Source organism: Rhizobium mayense, assembly GCF_030272705.1.
GTDB classification, from domain to species: Bacteria; Pseudomonadota; Alphaproteobacteria; order Rhizobiales; family Rhizobiaceae; genus Rhizobium; species Rhizobium mayense.
This window is the reverse complement of record NZ_JARFYM010000021.1, coordinates 93,965-111,005: the sequence shown is the minus strand read 5'-3', so window position 1 is coordinate 111,005 and position 17,041 is coordinate 93,965. Positions and strand designations below refer to the sequence as shown.

Here is a 17,041-nt window from a genome sequence, read left to right as displayed (position 1 = left end):
CTGAACGTCAGAGCTGATGGCGATGACCTTTGTGCCGCGACGCTCATATTCAGGGATCAGCGATTCCAGCTCGCGCAGATATTTGAGGCAAACCGGGCAATGGAGTCCGCGATAAAAGCATACCAACGTAAATAGCTCCGGTGCGTCGGCAGCAAGATCAAAGTCGCCATGGGCAAGGGTCGGCACGCGCAGTTCGGGCACCGGTCGACGAGGTAGCAGCATTCTCTTCTCCGTGGTCATCTGAGGCGACACTACGTCGGTGCCCTTTCACTGGGAAATGTCCGACAGCTATGGTTTCCATTCCCGTGTGTTACGGTGTCAATGATGCCGCCGCGACGAGCCTTCTTTCGCAAGGGAACGCTGCATGATCTCGATATGCTCATGGGATGGCAATCGAACCCGCATGTCCATGAATGGTGGGATTCAAATGAGCCATACGATGAACCGGGCTTAGCTGATCCTCGGTTACCGAGTTGTGGGCGAACGTTCGCTGGCCTCCTCGTTTCCGGTAACGTCAACGGCCGATCCTTCAGCCCAACGATATTGCGCCAAGCATTGACGCACACCCAAATCGGCTTGCATCTGCGTTCGGCCACCATCGTGGCAGCCCTTGGGGCGTTATGAATCGGATGGATGCTTAGACGGCCCTCGCTGGTCTGGCCCGAGGGCCTCACCTCAGATTTGGGCCGGAAACTATCTTCATGCGTAGTCGTGCCGGCGAGTCGGCTGCGAGGCGCCCGTGAGCATATCCGCCGCCTTTTCGGCGATCATGATCGTTGCCGCGTTTGTATTCGAGGAAATCAGCCTGGGCATGATGGAACTGTCGCAGACGCGCAGGCGGTCGATGCCGCGGACGCGCAGCTCAGGATCGACGACGGCATCTTCCCCGCCACCCATCCGGCAGGTGCCAACCGGATGATAGGCGGAGCGGCCATATTGGCGGGCGAACTCGCGGTATTCTGCATCGGTGCGGACATTTCCATCCGGGAGATGAAGCCGCCTGACGAAGGGGCGGAAGGCAGATTGCGAGAGGATTTCCTGGCTGATCTTGATGCCGTCGACGGCGCGATCGAGATCGTAGGCTTCGGCAAAGGCATTGGGGTCGATCGCGGGGGGAACGGCCGGGTCCTTGGAGCGCAGTGTCACCGTTCCGCGCGAGCGCGGGCGCACGTGATAAGAATTGAGTGTACAGCCATTGCCGCCGGGCACGCTGCCAATCCCTTCCTCGACACCGGCGCCTGGCAGGAAGTGGAATTGGATGTCCGGCGTCTTTTCCGCTTTGTCTCCCCACCAGAAGCCGCCACCTTCGACGATGTTTGAAGCAACCGGTCCCTTGCCGAATAGGGCATATTCGATGCCAGCGGCGACTTGCCAGCGGCGCTTCTTGTAGCGATCGATTCCATATGGGCCGGTAAGCTCGGCCAGGACGTCGACATCCATGTGATCCTGTAGGTTCCGGCCGACTTCAGGCAAGTCCCTGACGACGTCGATATCGAGCGCTCGCAATTGGTCCGCGGGGCCGAGACCCGATAGCATGAGCATCTTCGGAGAACCAATGGCGCCTGCCGTCAGGATCACCTCGCGCTCAGCCCTCAACAGAACGGGGCGGCCATTCTCGACGATCTCAATACCGACGGCGCAGCCGTTTTCGACGATGATGCGATTGACGGCAGTATCCGTGCGCACCGTCAGGTTTTTGCGGCTCATGGCCGGCCTCAAATAGCCGACTGCCGTGCTGCTACGCCGGCCGTTCTTCGTCGTCGTCTGATAAAAACCGGCGCCAGCCTGCGATCCGGCGTTGAAGTCGGGATTAAATGGCAGCCCTGCCTCCTGCGCGGCACGCACGAAAACGCGCGTCAATGTGTGCGGGGTCTGCGAGCTGACGCCAAGCGGCCCCCCAGTGCCGTGATGGGCGCCGCCAAATGTATCGTTGCCCTCGGATTTTCGGAAATATTGGCGCACATCCTCATAGCCCCAGCCTGCACAGCCTTCGAGATCGCGCCAGCCGTCATAGTCTTCGGGGCAGCCGCGGGTGAAGACCTGCGCATTGATCGAGCTGCCGCCGCCGAGTACGCGCGCCTGCGGATAGACCATCTTGCGCCCGGCGATCTCTCGCCCGGCGACGGTCTCGTAGCCCCAGATCAGTGGACCGGCGGTCATCTTGAAAAAACCTACCGGCAGATGGATGTACATGTTGCTGTCGCGCGGGCCCGCCTCCAGCAAGGTCACGGAAACGTCAGGGTCTTCGCTCAGGCGCGCCGCAAGAACGCATCCAGCCGAGCCACCGCCGACGATGATGTAATCGGGCATTCTCTCCTCCGCATGATCTGCAAATATCGGGTTTCCTCATTGTCCCGACATGATTTCGCCATCACAATCTCAAGTCTCTTGCCCGTCGTCAAGAGAAAGGGTACGGTTATAGTCTTGAAGGGTTGTCGTACAAATGCTACGAACAAGCCGCTTGAGATCTGGGTGTCGCGGGAACAAGGACGGCATCCGATTTTGTCATTCAATGGGAGGTTTTCGAATGACCGTAAGGTTGAATTCCGCTTTCGGCGCCATGAATCGCCGTTCCTTTCTTGCGACCGTAGCCGCTGGCGCGACCGTGGCCGCACTGCCCAGGCAGTTGTTTGCGGCTGACAAGCCCACGCTCGTCACCTCGATCCGTTCGCTGTCCAACCCCTACCATGCGGTTTGGAAGACGGGCGCGGAAGCCTTCGCCCAATCTGTCGGCCTCGACCACGTGACGCTCGTCTCGGAAGGCAACAGCGAGAAGGGGATAGCCGACATCAAGGCAATGCTTGCCAAGACCGGCGGCAACATGGTGCTCAACTCCGATCCAAACGATACGCCGGATGCACGCCCGATCGTCGAGGCCTGTGCCAAAGCGGGCGCCTATGTCGTCACCCAGTGGAACAAGCCGGACGACCTGCACCCGAAGGATTTCAATCCCTATTACGTCTCGCATATCGAGTTCGACGGGATCTCCAGCGGCAAGCAGATCTCCGACATCCTGTTCAAGACGATGGGCGGCAAGGGCGGCATCATCGCGCTCGGCGGCCAGATTTCGAACACGGCGGCAATCGAACGCAAGAAAGGTCTCGAAGACGCGCTCGCCGCCAATTCCGACATCAAGCTTCTCGACTTCCAGGTTGCCAACTGGAAGTCCTCCGAAGCCTATGACCTTACCAGCAATCTTCTCACCCGCTTCGGCGATGACGTGAAGGGCATCTGGGCTGCCAATGATGACATGGGCACCGGCGCTCTTGAAGCGTTGCGCGCCGAAAACCTCGCCGGCCAGGTTCCGGTCGTCGGCGTCGATGGCATCAAGGCTGCCGTCGATGCCGTTCGCAAGGGCGAGTTCGCCTGCACCGTGACCTCCGATCCGTTCTGGCAGGGCGGCATGGGTCTCGCCATCGGGCTTGCAGCCCTTCAGAAGAAATTCGATCCCGCCAAGGAGCCGGGCGATCACCGCGAGTTCTACGGCAAGGCCGTCCTTATCGCCAAGGACAATGTCGAGGAGTACTACAAGAACAACATCGACTCGCATCCGACGCTCGACTGGAGCGATCTGTGGGGTCGCGTGACGGGCGCCATCCGGACCTGATTCATTCCCTCGAGCGGCCTCGGCTCCCCCCTTTTTTTGGCCGCATCGTCGCTGGCGGGCGTTGCAATCGTCCGCCAGCTCCTCTGATGACGCAGCGAGGTGTAGTCTGTTGACCGTCAATGCCGAAAACATCAAATCCACTCAGAACAGCGAGCGCGCTGACGCCATGCCGAAGATTGGAAACCGCCTGTTCAGCGGTGCGAACGCAAAACGTCTGCGCGCCTATGCCCCGGTCCTCGTACTGATCGCCCTTTGCATCCTCATCACCATCGCGAACCCCAATTTCATCGAGCTTCGCAATCTCGTGCGGATCGCGAATTCCGCCTCGGTGCCGCTGACGCTGGCGATGGGATTGACCTTCATCATCCTGCTCGGCAGCATCGATCTGTCGGTCGAAGGCTCGCTGTCCGTGGCGGCGATGGTCACCGTATTGCTGGCCGCCAACGACGCCAACGCAAATTCCTATGGCTGGTTTGCCGTCATCGCCGCGGTGGCCGCAAGCACGGCAATGGGTTTTGCCACTGGCATCATTCAGACATTTCTCAGGATCCCGTCCTTCATGGCGACGCTCGGCGTCTGGTTCATCGGGCTCGGCATCTCGGTCTATATGCTCGGCGGATCGGCTGTCCGTCTCATGGATCCTTCGATCCGTGACCTCGCTCTCGGCCGCCTGCTCGGCCTGCCGGTTGCGGTGTGGGTCGCGCTCGCCGCCTTCCTGCTCGCTTGCACCGTTCAATATTACACACGCCTCGGCCGACACATCATGGCGATCGGCGGCGGCGAGGATGTCGCCGAGCTCTCCGGCATCAATCTGCGGCGCGTGCGTATCACGGCGTTCGGCCTCGCGGGTTTCTTTTTTGGCGTTGCCGGCGTGCTGGCAGCCGCCCAGCTTGGTCGTTCGGACGCCGTCATCGCTGATGGTCGGCTGTTTGCGGCCGTTACCGCCGTCGTCGTCGGTGGGACGGCACTGACGGGCGGTGAAGGCGGCGTCGTCAACACGCTGGTCGGCGTGCTGATCGTCACCGTGCTCAGCAACGGCATGATCCTGCTCGGGGTTTCTCCCTACGTGCAGCAAACCGTGCAGGGGCTGATGATCATCGCTGCCGTTGCTCTTTCGCTCGACCGCCTGCGTCTCCAGATCGTGAAGTGACCGCCATGTTGTCAGCCAACCAGATCAGCAAATCCTTCGCCGGCGTTCCTGCATTGAAGAACGTTTCCCTGGAGGTCAGACCGAACGAGGTCGTCGGGCTCATCGGCGAGAACGGCGCCGGCAAATCGACCCTCATGCGCATCCTTGCCGGGACTCACCAGCCGGATAGCGGCACACTCATGCTCGACGGCCAACCGCTGAGACTGCGCAACGCACGCGATGGAGCAATTCATGGTATCGGCATGGTGTTTCAGGAGCAGTCGTTGCTGCTCAATCTCTCGGTTGCCGAGAACATCTATCTCGGCCAGGAGAATCAATTCGTCCGCTTCGGCATCATGAATTGGAATGCCATGCGCGCAGCGGCCAAGCGCCAGCTCGCCAAGATCGGCGTCGACATCGATGTGACCGCGCGCACTTCGGAATTGACATTCGCAGCCCGTCAAATGGTCGAACTTGCCAAAGCGCTCACGTTGGAAGAGACGGTCGCACGGCCGCTGGTCATCCTGCTCGACGAACCGACTTCAGTGCTCAGCGGCAGCGACATCGACGTATTGTTCAAACGTGTGCGGTCGCTGAAGTCGCGTGCAAGCTTCGTCTTCGTCTCGCATCGGCTGGATGAGGTCCTTCGCATTTCGGACCGCGTCTACACCATGAAGGATGGACAGGTCGTTGCCGAGCACCAGGCCGTAGACGTCACGGGTCCGGAGCTGCACGAGATCATGGTCGGGCGAGGATTGCAGGCGACCTATTACAAGGAAGACAGGCAGCTTCCGCCTCGCAGCGAAATCGTCGTCGATGCAAAGCGGCTCTCGGTCGACGGTGCGTTTCGGGACGTGGACCTGCAGATTCGTTCCGGCGAGATTGTCGGCATCGCTGGTGTTGTCGGCTCGGGCCGAGAAGAGGTCACCCGTGCCATCGGCGGCTTTCTTACCCATACCGGCGGCACGCTTAAAATCAACGACGAGCCCGTCCAGTTTCGTTCGCCCGAACAGGCCGTCCGCAAAAGCATAGGCTATGTTCCGCGCGAGCGACGGATCGAGGGTCTCGTCATGTTTCTTTCGATCGCGGAGAACATCACGCTCGCGGACCTCTCATCGGTCATGGCAAACGGCGCCATCAGCTATGGGCGTGAGCGTCGGCTTGCCAGCGACTGGATCAAGCGGCTCAAGATCAAGGCGCCCGGTCCCGATATAGCCTGCCGCAAGCTGTCCGGCGGCAACCAGCAAAAAGTGGTGCTGGCGCGCTGGATGACGGCCGGCTCGCGGATACTGATCCTGGACCACCCGACCCGCGGCCTCGACGTCGGCGCGAAGGAAGAAGTCTACGAGCTTGTCCGCGAACTCTCCTCCCAGGGTGTGGCGATCCTGTTGATCTCCGACACACTCGAAGAAACGATCGGCCTTTCGCATCGCGTTCTCGTCATGCGCGACGGCGCGGTGACCGCCCATTTCGACGCCGCCCCGGGCAGCAAGCCGGACCAGGTCGACCTCGTCCGGGCGATGGTTTGAGGAGGATGTCATGGAAAACCTCAAGAATATGAAATCTCTCCTTGCTTCAGGCTGGCTCCAGGGCGCTATCCCGCCCGCACTGCTGATCGTGCTGGTACTGATCATCGAAGTTGCGGCGCCGGGCTTCCTCACTGGCGATACGCTCGTCCTGCTATTATCCAACACGGCCGTCCTTTTCATCCTCGCCGCCGGCGTGACCTTCGTCATTCTCATTGGTGGCATCGATCTGTCGATCCAGTCGGTGGCGTCGCTGTCGAGCGTCATTCTCGCGCAGCTCTTGCCGCAGATCGGCTTTCTCGCTTTCCCCGCAGCCATCCTGTCCGGTCTCGTGTTCGGCATTCTGAGCGGCTATGTGCATGTCCGGCTCAAGGTGCCGTCCTTCGTTGCGACGCTCGCAACGGGCGGTGTCGTCGCCGGCATCGCGCTGTGGGCGGCGGCTGGGCGTGCGATCACCATCGAAGAAGGCGGTCGCGCCAATACGGCCTGGATCAACGGGACCGTCGCAGGGCTTCCAACCGTCATCTGGATTGCGGCGGTCATTGGCGTCATGGCGTATGTCGGGCTCAGATATACGCGTTTTGGCCGCCACAGCCTTGCGGTCGGGGCGGGTGAACCGGCCGCGATCGCAGCCGGCATCAATGTCGAGCGCACGAAGATCGTCGCCTTTGCCATCTCCGGCGTGCTCGCAGCCATCGCCGGGACCATCCTGGCTGCGCGCCTGTCGAGCGGCTCGCCCAACCTTGCCAATCAATTGCTGCTGCCTGCAATCGCGGCCGTCATCGTTGGTGGCACGGCGATTACGGGCGGTCTCGGCGGTGTCGCGCGAACCGCTGTCGGCGCACTGATCATCTCGATCGTGAGAATCGGCATGACCTTTGTCGGAATCAACATCTTCGCGGAAAACGTGGTGTTCGGAGCGGTGCTTATTCTCGCAGTCGCCATCACCATCGACCGCAGCAAGATCGCGATCATAAAATGAACGCGCGGCCGATGAGAGCAGCTCTAAAAGAAAAAGGCCGCATGCTTCGATGCGGCCTCCAGAGACGGGAAGGACAGTTACATCGTGTCGAGACCGATGAGCTCGATCTTGTAGCCATCCGGGTCTTCGATGAAGGCGATGTGCGTAGTGCCATGCAGCATCGGACCTGGCGGCCGCGGGATCTTGGCTCCCTGCTTTTCGAGGGCTGCGCAAACGGCGTAAATGTCATTGACGCCGAGCGCCAGGTGGCCGAAGCCGGTACCGAGCTCGTAGGGTTCTTCTCGGCCCCAGTTGTATGTCAGTTCGACGACCGTATCGGTCTCCTCCGGGCCGTAACCGACAAAGGCATTGGTGAACTTTCCGCCAGGATAGTCGTCCTTGCGCAGAAGCTTCATCCCGAGCAGTTCCGTGTAGAACTTGATCGACCGGTCGAGGTCGAACACGCGGATCATTGTGTGCATCATGCGAAATTGGCCGGACGCTGCGGTCATAATACGGATCCTCCTGCAAGTTATCGTTTTCACACTGGTTTTTAGGGAAAGAGAAGCAGCGGAACAGGTCCCTGCACTTGATGTTCAAAACCAGTGTTGTATGATAACCATGTAACCGACCTAATTGTCCAGAACGTTTTCAAGAGATCGAACCGGAGCAAGTGAATGAACGCCCAGCCGCCCTTCCAGGAAAGAGCGCTCGCAGCCCTTTCCGCCGCGATGCCGGCAGACATGCTCCTGTCTGATCCTGATAGTCTGGAACGCTATAGCCGCGACTGGTCCGGCGACCACTATGGCCGGCCGCTGCTGGTCGCCCGGCCCCGGTCAACTGAAGAGCTCAGCCTTCTCATGAAGACCTGTCATGAGCTGCGGATCCATGTCGTTCCGCAAGGCGGTTTGACAGGCCTGGTGGGTGCGGCTGTTCCGAGTTATCCGGGTGGCGAGGTGGTCATCTCGCTGGAACGAATGAACAGGGTCCGTTCCGTCAATCCGATCGATTTCGCGATGGTTGTCGAAGCCGGCTGCATCCTGGAGGATGCCAAACGTCATGCAGAGGACGCCGATTGCATCCTGCCCATTACCTTTGGCGCGCAAGGAAGCTGCCGGATCGGCGGTAACGTCTCGACCAATGCGGGTGGCTTTAATGTCTTGCGATACGGGATGACGCGCGATCTCGTGCTCGGCCTGGAGGTCGTTCTTGCCGACGGGCGCGTCTGGAATGGGCTGAAGACGCTTCGAAAGGACAATCGCGGCTACGATCTGAAGCAGCTGTTCATTGGAGCCGAGGGCACGCTCGGCATCGTGACGGCAGTTGCGTTGAAGATATTTCCCAAACCGGAGCAGGTCGAGACGGCGCTGGTCGGCGTCAGTTCGGTGGACGCAGCCATGCAGCTATACGCGCGCGCCCGCCGTCAATGCAGCGACCTGCTGACCGCCTTCGAGCTCATTCTGCGCGGCGGGATCGAGATTGCGATCAATGCCAGTGATCTCACGGACCCATTGGCGGCGTCCTATCCGGTCTATGTGCTGATCGAGGCCTCGGCAGCCGGCCGCGTCGACCTCAGGGCTCTGCTCGAGGGTTTTCTCGCCGATTCCTCGGACCTTGTTCTCGACGGCGTGCTTGCCGGCAGCAAAGCGCAGGCCGAGCGTCTCTGGCTGCTGCGCGAGATGATGGTTGAGGCGCAGGGCCGTGGCGGACGATATCTGAGGACCGACGTGTCTGTCTCGATATCGAGTCTTGCGGCTTTTGTCGCCGAAACGCTCGAGGCGCTTGCGCAAAAACACCCCGAAGCGCTGGCGGTGACCTATGGCCATGTCGGCGACGGGAACATTCACCTCAACATCGTGCCGCCTGAAGAGATGCCGGCCGAAAAATACGATGCGCTGTTCCATGCGACCGAGGAGGTGATCTTCGATGTCGTCGATCGGCATGGCGGCTCGATCAGCGCCGAGCACGGTATTGGCCGTGTGAAGCAGGCGGCCTTCCTGAAACGGGCCGATCCCTTGACGCTCACCTTGTCCCGCCGGATCAAAGACGCTTTTGATCCACAACATCTTCTGAGCGAAGGTCGTATATTGAATGGCGGAGAGCCTGGGCAGGGGGGCAGCGAATGATGCTGAAGCTCGACAAGGTCAATCGAGGACCTCATCTCTCGACGCTGGTCGCAAGTTCGATTTCGCGTGAGATCGCGCAAGGCCGTCTCAGGCCGGGCGATCAGTTGCCAACGGAGCAACAGCTGGCGCAGACATTCGGCGTCAGCCGCAACGTCGTTCGCGAGGCGATCGCCAGGCTACGCTCTGAAGGAAGGATCTGGTCCCAGCAGGGCCGTGGCGCGTTCGTTGCGGATCAGCCGAACACCACCGTTTTGACCATCGACATCGATGCACTTCAGACATCGAATGCGTTCGAGTCGCTGTTCGAACTGCGGGGCATCCTCGAAGTACAGGCAGCGGCCTTTGCCGCCAAACGGCGGACCGAGGATGACCTGAAGGCGATGAAGGACGCGCTTTCGACCATGCGGATGGCACCCTATGGCAGCGTGATGTGGTTGAAGACCGATCTCGAGTTTCACAAGACCGTCGCCGCGGCGACCGGCAACCCCTACATGATCCAATTTCTCACATTTGTCTCCGAGAAAGTGCGCGAAAGCATTCTCGCCTCCGGTAATCAGCAAGGATCGGAAGACCTCGCGGCTGTGACGCTCGGAGAACATCAGCGCATCCTCGATGCCGTCGAGGCCAGGGATGCGGAGCAGGCGCAAGAGGCGATGCGAGCTCACCTCCATGGTGCTGCAAGCCGTGTCGGCCTCGCCGAGCAGCAATCCGAATAATCTGTTGAGGATTTTCAAATGACAGGAAGACTTGAGGGAAAAACGGCTGTCGTCACGGCGGCCGGGCAGGGGATGGGGCGCGCCACGGTTTTGGCCTTCCTGCGCGAGGGCGCGCGTGTCTGGGCAACGGATATCGATGCCGCCAAACTCGACAGTTTGCACGATCACGCCGGCGTTACCTTGCGGAAGCTTGACGTACTGAATGCACAGGAGATCCAGAGCTTTTCGAGCGAAATCGATGCGCCTGATATTCTTTTCAACTGCGCCGGTTTCGTGCACAACGGTTCCATTCTTGAATGCGACGAGGATGCGTTCGATTTCTCGGTCAATCTGAACATCCGGGCGATGTACCGGATGATCCGCGCCTTCCTGCCCGGCATGATTGCCCGCGGCGGCGGTTCGATCGTCAATATGGCGTCGGTCGCCTCAACCGTGATCGCCGCGCCGAACCGCTTCATCTACGGCACCACGAAGGCGGCCGTTGTCGGCCTGACGAAGTCGGTGGCGCTCGATTACGTGACCAAGGGCATCCGCGCCAACGCCATTTGCCCTGGGACGGTGGAAAGTCCTTCCTTGCAGGATCGCATGCGGGCGCTTGGGGACTATGATGAGGCGCGCGCCAGCTTTGTTGCCCGCCAGCCCATGGGGCGGCTCGGGACCGCGGAAGAAGTGGCAGACCTCGTCGTTTACCTTGCCAGCAACGAATCTGCTTTCATGACCGGCAACGCTATCGTCATCGACGGCGGCTGGGCAAACGCCTGAAGAAAACCCGAAGATACGGACAAAGCTATGAAACTTCTGAGATACGGTCCACGCGGCGCCGAAAAGCCCGGCATTCTGGACAGCAATGGCAAGGTGAGGGATTTGAGCGGCCACATCGACGATATCGGCGGAGACACCCTGACCTCGGCCGGGCTCGCCAAGCTGTCGGCAATCGACATCGACAGCCTGCCTGTCGTCACCGAACCCGGCCGTCTTGGCCCCTGCGTGACGCGCACCGGCAAGTTCATCTGCGTTGGCCTCAACTATGCGGACCATGCGGCGGAAACGGGTGCGGCGATCCCGGAGGAGCCGATCCTGTTCATGAAGGCGACGAGCGCCATCACTGGGCCGAACGACAACGTCATCATTCCTCGGAAATCGAAGAAGACCGACTGGGAGGTCGAACTCGGTGTCGTGATCGGAGATGAGGCGCGCTATGTCAGCGAGGCAGATGCGATGAAGCATGTTGCCGGCTATTGCCTGATCAACGACGTCTCCGAGCGCGAATTCCAGGCCGAACGCGGCGGCCAGTGGACCAAGGGCAAGTCGGCCGACAGCTTCGGACCGATCGGGCCATGGATGGTCGCCCGCGACGAGATCGCAGATCCGCAGAACCTCAAGATGTGGCTGTCGGTCGACGGCACCATGCGCCAGAATGGTTCGACCAGGACGATGATCTTCGGCGTCGCCTTCCTCGTCCACTACATTTCCCAATTCATGAGCCTGCAGCCGGGAGATATCATTTCGACCGGCACGCCGCCCGGCGTCGGCCTCGGCATGAAGCCGCCGGTCTTCCTGACGGCGGGCCAGACGATCAAGCTCGGCATCGAAGGGCTTGGTGAGCAGACGCAGCTGACGGTCGACGCGGCTTGACAACAACAGAGGAGGTGCGATTTGCGCCTCCCCTGTCATGGCTTATCCATTGTTGCCAACACCCGGAGCTCGGCGCAAGCCGGGGATGCGCGCCCACCTTATTTCGCGCCGGTTGCGGCAGTCAGCGAAACGCCGTTCAAGGCGGCGACGACATCGGACAAGGCTGGTACGAAGGCATCACCTTTTCCGGAAGCGACTGCCGCAGCGAAGCTGTTGCGCACGACCGCACCAACCGGATTGGCCGCCTGCACCGATTGAGCGAAGGAGGCGAGATAGGACATGTCCTTCAGGGCGTTCACCATCGCAAATCTCTGGGCGTTCTCATTGCGGTTCAGCACAAATTCGAAGAAGGCCTGGTAGAAACCGCAATCCATGCGACTGCCGCGCAGCACGCTGTCGAACACCTGCGGCGTCAAGCCTGCCTTGGCGGCGAGCATCAAGGCCTCCGAATAGATCGCCGAATATCCCATCGAGATGAAATTATTGAGGAGTTTCATCGTATGGGCCGTCCCGACGTCACCGGTCGCGACTATGCGCGCCGAGAACGCTTCAAGGATCGGACGTGCGCGTGCAACCGCATCCGCGGCACCTCCGACCATGACATCGAGCTTGCCCTCGGCCGCCTCTTTCGGTGTCCGCGCCAAGGGGGCGTCGACAAGAGTGATTCCGGAAATCGCCAGCTCTTCCGCAAGCCTAACTGTCACGGCAGGATTGGATGTCGAGCAATCGATCAGCAGGAGCGGCTTTCCTGCCGATACAATGCCATTACGGCCGGACACAATCTCCTGCACTTGCTCTGAACCGGTCACGCAAAGCAGGATGACATCCGTCGCCTCGGCGAGTTCTCTTGCCGTCGCCACCTCGGCGGCACCAAGCGTCTTCAGCCTCTCCACAGCCTCCCGTTTCCTATGGGGGACGACCGTCACCGGCCATCCTTTCTCAAGCAGGTTGGTTACCATCCCAGAACCCATGGCTCCGAGCCCGATGAAACCGATTTTCTCTTTCATTTTTCCTCCTGGTTAAATAAATTTCTCAGTTCGTTCGGTCTTTTGCTTTTTTCAAGGGTATCGGGTAGCTACGGAAGCAGGAGCCTGTCGACGGACAGCGAAATCGGACTTCGAGAAAGCATGAAGGACAGGGACAGCGCCGTCTTCAATACCATCCAGCAGATGCCCAACCTGCGTAGCGGCCTTGCCGACAGCCTGATCGCGCAGATCGAGTCGGGCGACCTGAAGCCAGGTCAGAGGCTCCCGACCGAGCAGGCGATCATGGAGGCGACCGGCGTTAGCCGAACGATCGTCCGGGAAGCACTTGCCACGCTGCGCGCGAAGGGTCTGATCATCACGCGCCAGGGTCTCGGCGCCTTTGTCTCCAATGATCCCAAACCGCGATCCTTTCAGATCATTCCGAATGATCTGGAGTCCATCGACGAGGTTCTCCGCGTCCTCGAACTTCGCCTCGGCATCGAATACGAGGCCGCAGGCCTCGCTGCGCAACGTCGTACGCCGGAGGATATCGCCCGCATGCAAGACCGCCTCGATGCGCTCGACCGCGCGACAGAAGGGGGCGGCTATGGTGCCGAAGAGGACTTTGCCTTTCATCGTGCGATCCTTGTTGCGACGCAGAATTCCTACTACAGCCGGCTGTTTGACACGTTCGGCACCGCCATGGTGCCCCGTCAATGGGCGAGGCTCGACCGGATTACGGCATCTGAACGGGACCGTCACGTCGCACGCATGCGCAGAGAACATCACGCGATCTTCAATGCGATCCGTGACGGCAACGAAGCCGCCGCCCGCAAGGCCCTTCGCAACCATCTGTCGAAAAGCGCGGCCCGCTTCGAAGAACTTCGCGACGCCAGTTCGCCGCACTGATAGCTCAGGCGGCATAACGGGGAACGACATAGGGTCCCTCCTTCGGCTTGGCGTGCGCGGGCATCGTCAACTCAAGATGCCCGCGGCCGTAGGAAATCGAAATTGCATTCATTAGACCTGCTCCGCAACGCCACCGAGATATAGTTCGCGCATCAGCGACATGTCTTTCAGCTGTTCGATCGGTCCTGATGTCGCGATGCGACCGTTCTGCATCAGATAGCCGCGTGTGGCGACCGAGAGAGCCAGTCCGGCGTTCTGTTCGACAAGCAGAACCGATGCGCCGAAGGTCTTGCCGATATCGAGGATGATCGCTTGTATTTCCTTGACGAGAAGCGGCGAGAGACCGAGCGACGGTTCGTCAAGCAGCAGGACCCTCGGTCTCGCCATCAACCCACGGGCAATCGCCAGCATCTGCTGCTGACCGCCGCTCAAGGATCCACCTTTCTGCTGGCGCTTCGTCGCCAGGATCGGGAAGAAACTCTCCATCGTCTTCACGTCGGCGTCGACGGCATCGCTGTCACGCCTTGCATAAGCGCCAAGGCGCAGGTTTTCCTCAACCGTCATGTCGGCAAAGATACGCCGACCTTCCGGCACCAGCACGACGCCGCGCTTAGCCATGATATCGGGCGTGCGGCCGGTCAGTTCCTCGTCGGCGAAGCTGATGCGCCCGGCGCGCGGCCTGACGAGGCCGACGATGGTCCTTAGCAGCGTGGACTTGCCCGCGCCGTTTGGGCCCAAAATGGTGATCACTTCGCTCTCTTCGAGCGTTAGAGAAACGTCGCGGTTGACGACGGTCGCGCCATAGCCCGTCGTGACATTCGATAGGTTCAACAGGCTCACAGCGCGCCTCCCAGATAGACCTCGAGAACCTTCGGATCGGCAAGCACGGCCTGCGTCGGCCCGTCTGCGATCTTCGATCCGAAATCCAGTACGATGAGGCGTTTGCAGAGCATCTGCATGAGCTTCATATCGTGGTCGATGACGCAGACGCTGATGCCATGGGCCGGAAACTGCCGCACCAGACCGACAAGTGTTGCCGTCTCCTTGTCGTTGAGACCGGCGGCCGGTTCGTCCAGCAGGATCAGCGAGGGCCGCGTCGCAAGCGCCAGCGCGATGCCGAGCAGCCGCAGGCTACCGAAGGGCAGGACGCCGGCCCGTTCTTTGGCAAGGGCGGTGATTCCGACGAAATCGAGAAGTGCCGCAGGCGTCGTCCACGGATAGGAACGATCGCTCCGATGCGCATGTTCGCAGGCGATCTGGACATTTTCCCAGACCGAGAGGCCCGGGAAGGCCATGGCCTGCTGGAAGGTATAGCCGATGCCGGCTCCCGAGATCTCGTGGGCGGCAAGGCTGGTGATATCGCGGCCGCGCCAGCTGACACGGCCTTCCGTTGGCTTGTGAACGCCTGTGATGACGTTGAAGAGCGTGGTCTTGCCCGAGCCGTTGGGGCCGACGATCCCAAGGATCTCCCCTTCCTCGATCGACAGGTCGACGCCGGACAGAGCCGTCAGGCCGCCGAACTGCTTTTTGAGCCCGTTGATTTCCAAAATGGCGTTCATCGTCCGGCCTCCGCGGCGTGTTTGGCGTCAGCCGACGCATTGCCAGCACGCTTTTGCGCCGCGTTCCCAAAGAGCTTCTGCCAACCTTCGAGCAGACCGGCGATCAGGCCGTTTGGCAGCAGCAGGATGACTGCGATCAGGCAGACGCCGTAGAGGATGCGAGATTCCACCGGGTCCAGGTTCAGGACTTCCGGAAGGAATGAGACCAGGATTCCACCGGCAAGCGGGCCGAGCAGCAGCCTCGCGCCACCAATCATGACCATCAGCGCCAGATAGATACTGGGGAAGGAAGCGAACTGACTGGGCGAGATGTGTCGCAGGAAATAGGCGAGAAGCACGCCTGAAACGCCGGCAAATACGCCGCTGACCACGAAGGCGCCGATCTTGTGGCGGCCGATATTGATGCCGAGCGATGCCGCGAGCTTCTCGTTTTCGCGGATGGCCCGCAAGGTGCGGCCATAGGGCGAGTTGATGATCGCCCAGCTTGCGACCGCACTCAGCGCTACAAATGCCAGGACGATATAGTAATAAGGCATCAGGTCGTCGACGGGCGTGCCGAAGAAGCTGACCGGCAATTGAAGATCGAGGCCGGTCGCTGCACCCGTATAGTCGCCACCATTGGTCAGGACGATTGTCAGCAGCTGCCCGAAAGCGAAGGTCATGATGACGAAGTGATGGCCGGAGACGCGCAACGAGGGCACGCCGATGACTACGGCGGCTATTCCGGCGAAGACCCCGCCGAGCGGCAGAGCGAGCCAGAAGCCGAACCCGGTGTCCCGTGCGAGAAGCGCGGCGGCGTAGGCGCCGACGCCGACAAGCGCAGCATGCCCCATGGAGAGGATGCCGGTCTGTCCGAAGAGAACGGAAAGGCCATAGAGGGCAACGACATTGATGCCGGCGGAGATCGCCAGCGACAGCAGACGATTGCTGGGACCGAGCGCTGGAACAAGAGCGAGGAGTGCGATCACCACCAGAGCGGGGATGAGCGCGCGGAAAGGCGAGAACGTGTTGTTCATGGATCGTCCTTTCGCCGTCAGGCCATCTTCGGGCCGCTGGTGCCGCCGAAAAGCCCGTTCGGCTTAAAGAGCAGCACAAGGATCATCAGGGCGAAGGAGTAGGCGTCGGTCCAGGCCGAGAAGCCGTAGCCGGCGCTGAAGCCCTCAACGATGCCGAGGATCAGCCCGGCTACCACGGCGCCTGTCAGGTTGCCGAGGCCGCCGATCAGCGCCACCGCGAATCCCTTCATCACCATGGTCCCGCCAGTGAACGGCGTTATCGGAAAGAGGGCAATCAGCAGCGCTCCGCCAAGGCCGGCAAGTGCGCTGCCAAGAACGAAGACGCCTGTGATGTAGCGGCGGACCGGAATGCCCATCAGAGCGGCGGTGTCACGGTCGTCGACCGCGGCGCGAAGCGCGCGGCCGTAGCGGCTGCGGGTGACCATGGCGAAGGTCAGTGCCACGACGGCAATGGTCACGAGAATGACCATGACGCGGACCGAGGCGATGCGAACGCCAGCGACATCCCAGATGCCCGTCAGCGGGCGTGGAATACTCTTCTGGTTCGGATCATAAAAGAAGATGACGATGTGCTGCAGCACCACGATGAGCCCGAGTGAGACGATGAAGCCGTTGGTCGGTCGCGTCAGCGTAAATCGGAACAATCCGCGTTCGAGGACGAAGCCCATCAGGCCGACGGCGAGAACCGCGAGCACCAGAGCAAGGGGAAAGCCCAATCCGCCGCGGACGGCGAGCCAGGTGACGATGCTGCCGACCATCAGGAATTCGCCATGGGCGAAATTGATGATGCCGGTCAGGCCGAAGATCAAAGTGACCCCAACGGCGATCAGCGTGATGACGCTCGCGATCGACAGACCATTGAGGAGTTGCTGAATGAGAATGTCCACAGCCC

The 17,041-nt window shown here is 60.8% G+C and carries 17 protein-coding genes; 9 read left to right on the top strand and 8 right to left on the bottom strand.

The window, feature by feature from the left end:
* The coding region (locus PY649_RS22610) for a redoxin domain-containing protein (protein ID WP_285870953.1) at positions 1 to 240 on the bottom strand (240 nt) is incomplete at its 3' end.
* 459 nt (positions 241 to 699) lie between these two features.
* Complete coding sequence (locus tag PY649_RS22605; RefSeq protein WP_285870952.1) at positions 700 to 2,310, bottom strand: GMC family oxidoreductase; 1,611 nt, start codon at positions 2,308 to 2,310, stop codon at positions 700 to 702.
* Between the two features lie 217 nt (positions 2,311 to 2,527).
* Here PY649_RS22605 and PY649_RS22600 point away from each other — a divergent pair, with 217 nt between their 5' ends.
* The 4 genes from PY649_RS22600 to PY649_RS22585 all read left to right on the top strand — a co-directional run bounded on the left by PY649_RS22600 (position 2,528) and on the right by PY649_RS22585 (position 7,244).
* Complete coding sequence (locus PY649_RS22600) at positions 2,528 to 3,607, top strand: sugar ABC transporter substrate-binding protein (protein WP_285870951.1); 1,080 nt, start codon at positions 2,528 to 2,530, stop codon at positions 3,605 to 3,607.
* Between the two features lie 109 nt (positions 3,608 to 3,716).
* Positions 3,717 to 4,757, top strand: a complete 1,041-nt coding sequence (locus tag PY649_RS22595; protein ID WP_285870950.1) for an ABC transporter permease — start codon at positions 3,717 to 3,719, stop codon at positions 4,755 to 4,757.
* 5 nt (positions 4,758 to 4,762) lie between these two features.
* Positions 4,763 to 6,265 carry a sugar ABC transporter ATP-binding protein gene (locus PY649_RS22590; protein ID WP_285870948.1) on the top strand — a complete coding sequence of 501 codons (1,503 nt, stop codon included), beginning with the start codon at positions 4,763 to 4,765 and terminating at the stop codon, positions 6,263 to 6,265.
* Positions 6,266 to 6,275: 10 nt separating this feature from the next.
* Entirely contained in the window at positions 6,276 to 7,244 is a 969-nt protein-coding gene (locus PY649_RS22585; protein WP_285870947.1) for an ABC transporter permease, read from the top strand.
* 77 nt (positions 7,245 to 7,321) lie between these two features.
* Here the strand turns inward: PY649_RS22585 and gloA are convergent, their stop codons facing one another.
* Entirely contained in the window at positions 7,322 to 7,735 is a 414-nt protein-coding gene (gene gloA / locus PY649_RS22580) for a lactoylglutathione lyase (RefSeq protein ID WP_285870946.1), read from the bottom strand.
* Positions 7,736 to 7,900: 165 nt separating this feature from the next.
* Between gloA and PY649_RS22575 the strand changes: the two genes are divergently transcribed.
* From PY649_RS22575 to PY649_RS22560, 4 genes are read left to right on the top strand one after another with little or no spacing between them, the layout of a single operon-like run.
* Entirely contained in the window at positions 7,901 to 9,349 is a 1,449-nt protein-coding gene (locus PY649_RS22575; protein ID WP_285870944.1) for an FAD-binding oxidoreductase, read from the top strand.
* Positions 9,346 to 10,065: a FadR/GntR family transcriptional regulator gene (locus PY649_RS22570; RefSeq protein ID WP_285870943.1), complete on the top strand. Its 720-nt coding sequence runs from the start codon at positions 9,346 to 9,348 to the stop codon at positions 10,063 to 10,065. Before PY649_RS22575 ends, PY649_RS22570 begins: the two co-directional genes overlap by 4 nt.
* An 18-nt stretch (positions 10,066 to 10,083) precedes the next feature.
* A complete protein-coding gene (locus tag PY649_RS22565) occupies positions 10,084 to 10,827 on the top strand; it encodes an SDR family oxidoreductase (RefSeq protein WP_285870942.1) in 744 nt (247 codons plus the stop codon).
* Between the two features lie 27 nt (positions 10,828 to 10,854).
* Entirely contained in the window at positions 10,855 to 11,700 is an 846-nt protein-coding gene (locus tag PY649_RS22560) for a fumarylacetoacetate hydrolase family protein (protein WP_285870941.1), read from the top strand.
* Positions 11,701 to 11,798: 98 nt separating this feature from the next.
* Here the strand turns inward: PY649_RS22560 and PY649_RS22555 are convergent, their stop codons facing one another.
* On the bottom strand, positions 11,799 to 12,707 hold the full coding sequence (locus PY649_RS22555; RefSeq protein ID WP_285870940.1) for an NAD(P)-dependent oxidoreductase: 909 nt from the start codon (positions 12,705 to 12,707) through the stop codon (positions 11,799 to 11,801).
* Positions 12,708 to 12,827: 120 nt separating this feature from the next.
* Here PY649_RS22555 and PY649_RS22550 point away from each other — a divergent pair, with 120 nt between their 5' ends.
* On the top strand, positions 12,828 to 13,574 hold the full coding sequence (locus PY649_RS22550) for a FadR/GntR family transcriptional regulator (RefSeq protein ID WP_285870939.1): 747 nt from the start codon (positions 12,828 to 12,830) through the stop codon (positions 13,572 to 13,574).
* Between the two features lie 111 nt (positions 13,575 to 13,685).
* Here the strand turns inward: PY649_RS22550 and PY649_RS22545 are convergent, their stop codons facing one another.
* Genes PY649_RS22545 through PY649_RS22530 form a run of 4 tightly spaced genes read right to left on the bottom strand, consistent with a single transcriptional unit; the run spans position 13,686 to position 17,036 of the window.
* Complete coding sequence (locus PY649_RS22545) at positions 13,686 to 14,414, bottom strand: ABC transporter ATP-binding protein (RefSeq protein WP_285870938.1); 729 nt, start codon at positions 14,412 to 14,414, stop codon at positions 13,686 to 13,688.
* Complete coding sequence (locus PY649_RS22540) at positions 14,411 to 15,133, bottom strand: ABC transporter ATP-binding protein (RefSeq protein ID WP_285870937.1); 723 nt, start codon at positions 15,131 to 15,133, stop codon at positions 14,411 to 14,413. Before PY649_RS22540 ends, PY649_RS22545 begins: the two co-directional genes overlap by 4 nt.
* On the bottom strand, positions 15,130 to 16,149 hold the full coding sequence (locus PY649_RS22535; protein ID WP_285870936.1) for a branched-chain amino acid ABC transporter permease: 1,020 nt from the start codon (positions 16,147 to 16,149) through the stop codon (positions 15,130 to 15,132). Before PY649_RS22535 ends, PY649_RS22540 begins: the two co-directional genes overlap by 4 nt.
* Before the next feature lie 17 nt (positions 16,150 to 16,166).
* Entirely contained in the window at positions 16,167 to 17,036 is an 870-nt protein-coding gene (locus tag PY649_RS22530) for a branched-chain amino acid ABC transporter permease (RefSeq protein WP_285870935.1), read from the bottom strand.
* Positions 17,037 to 17,041: the final 5 nt, after the last annotated feature.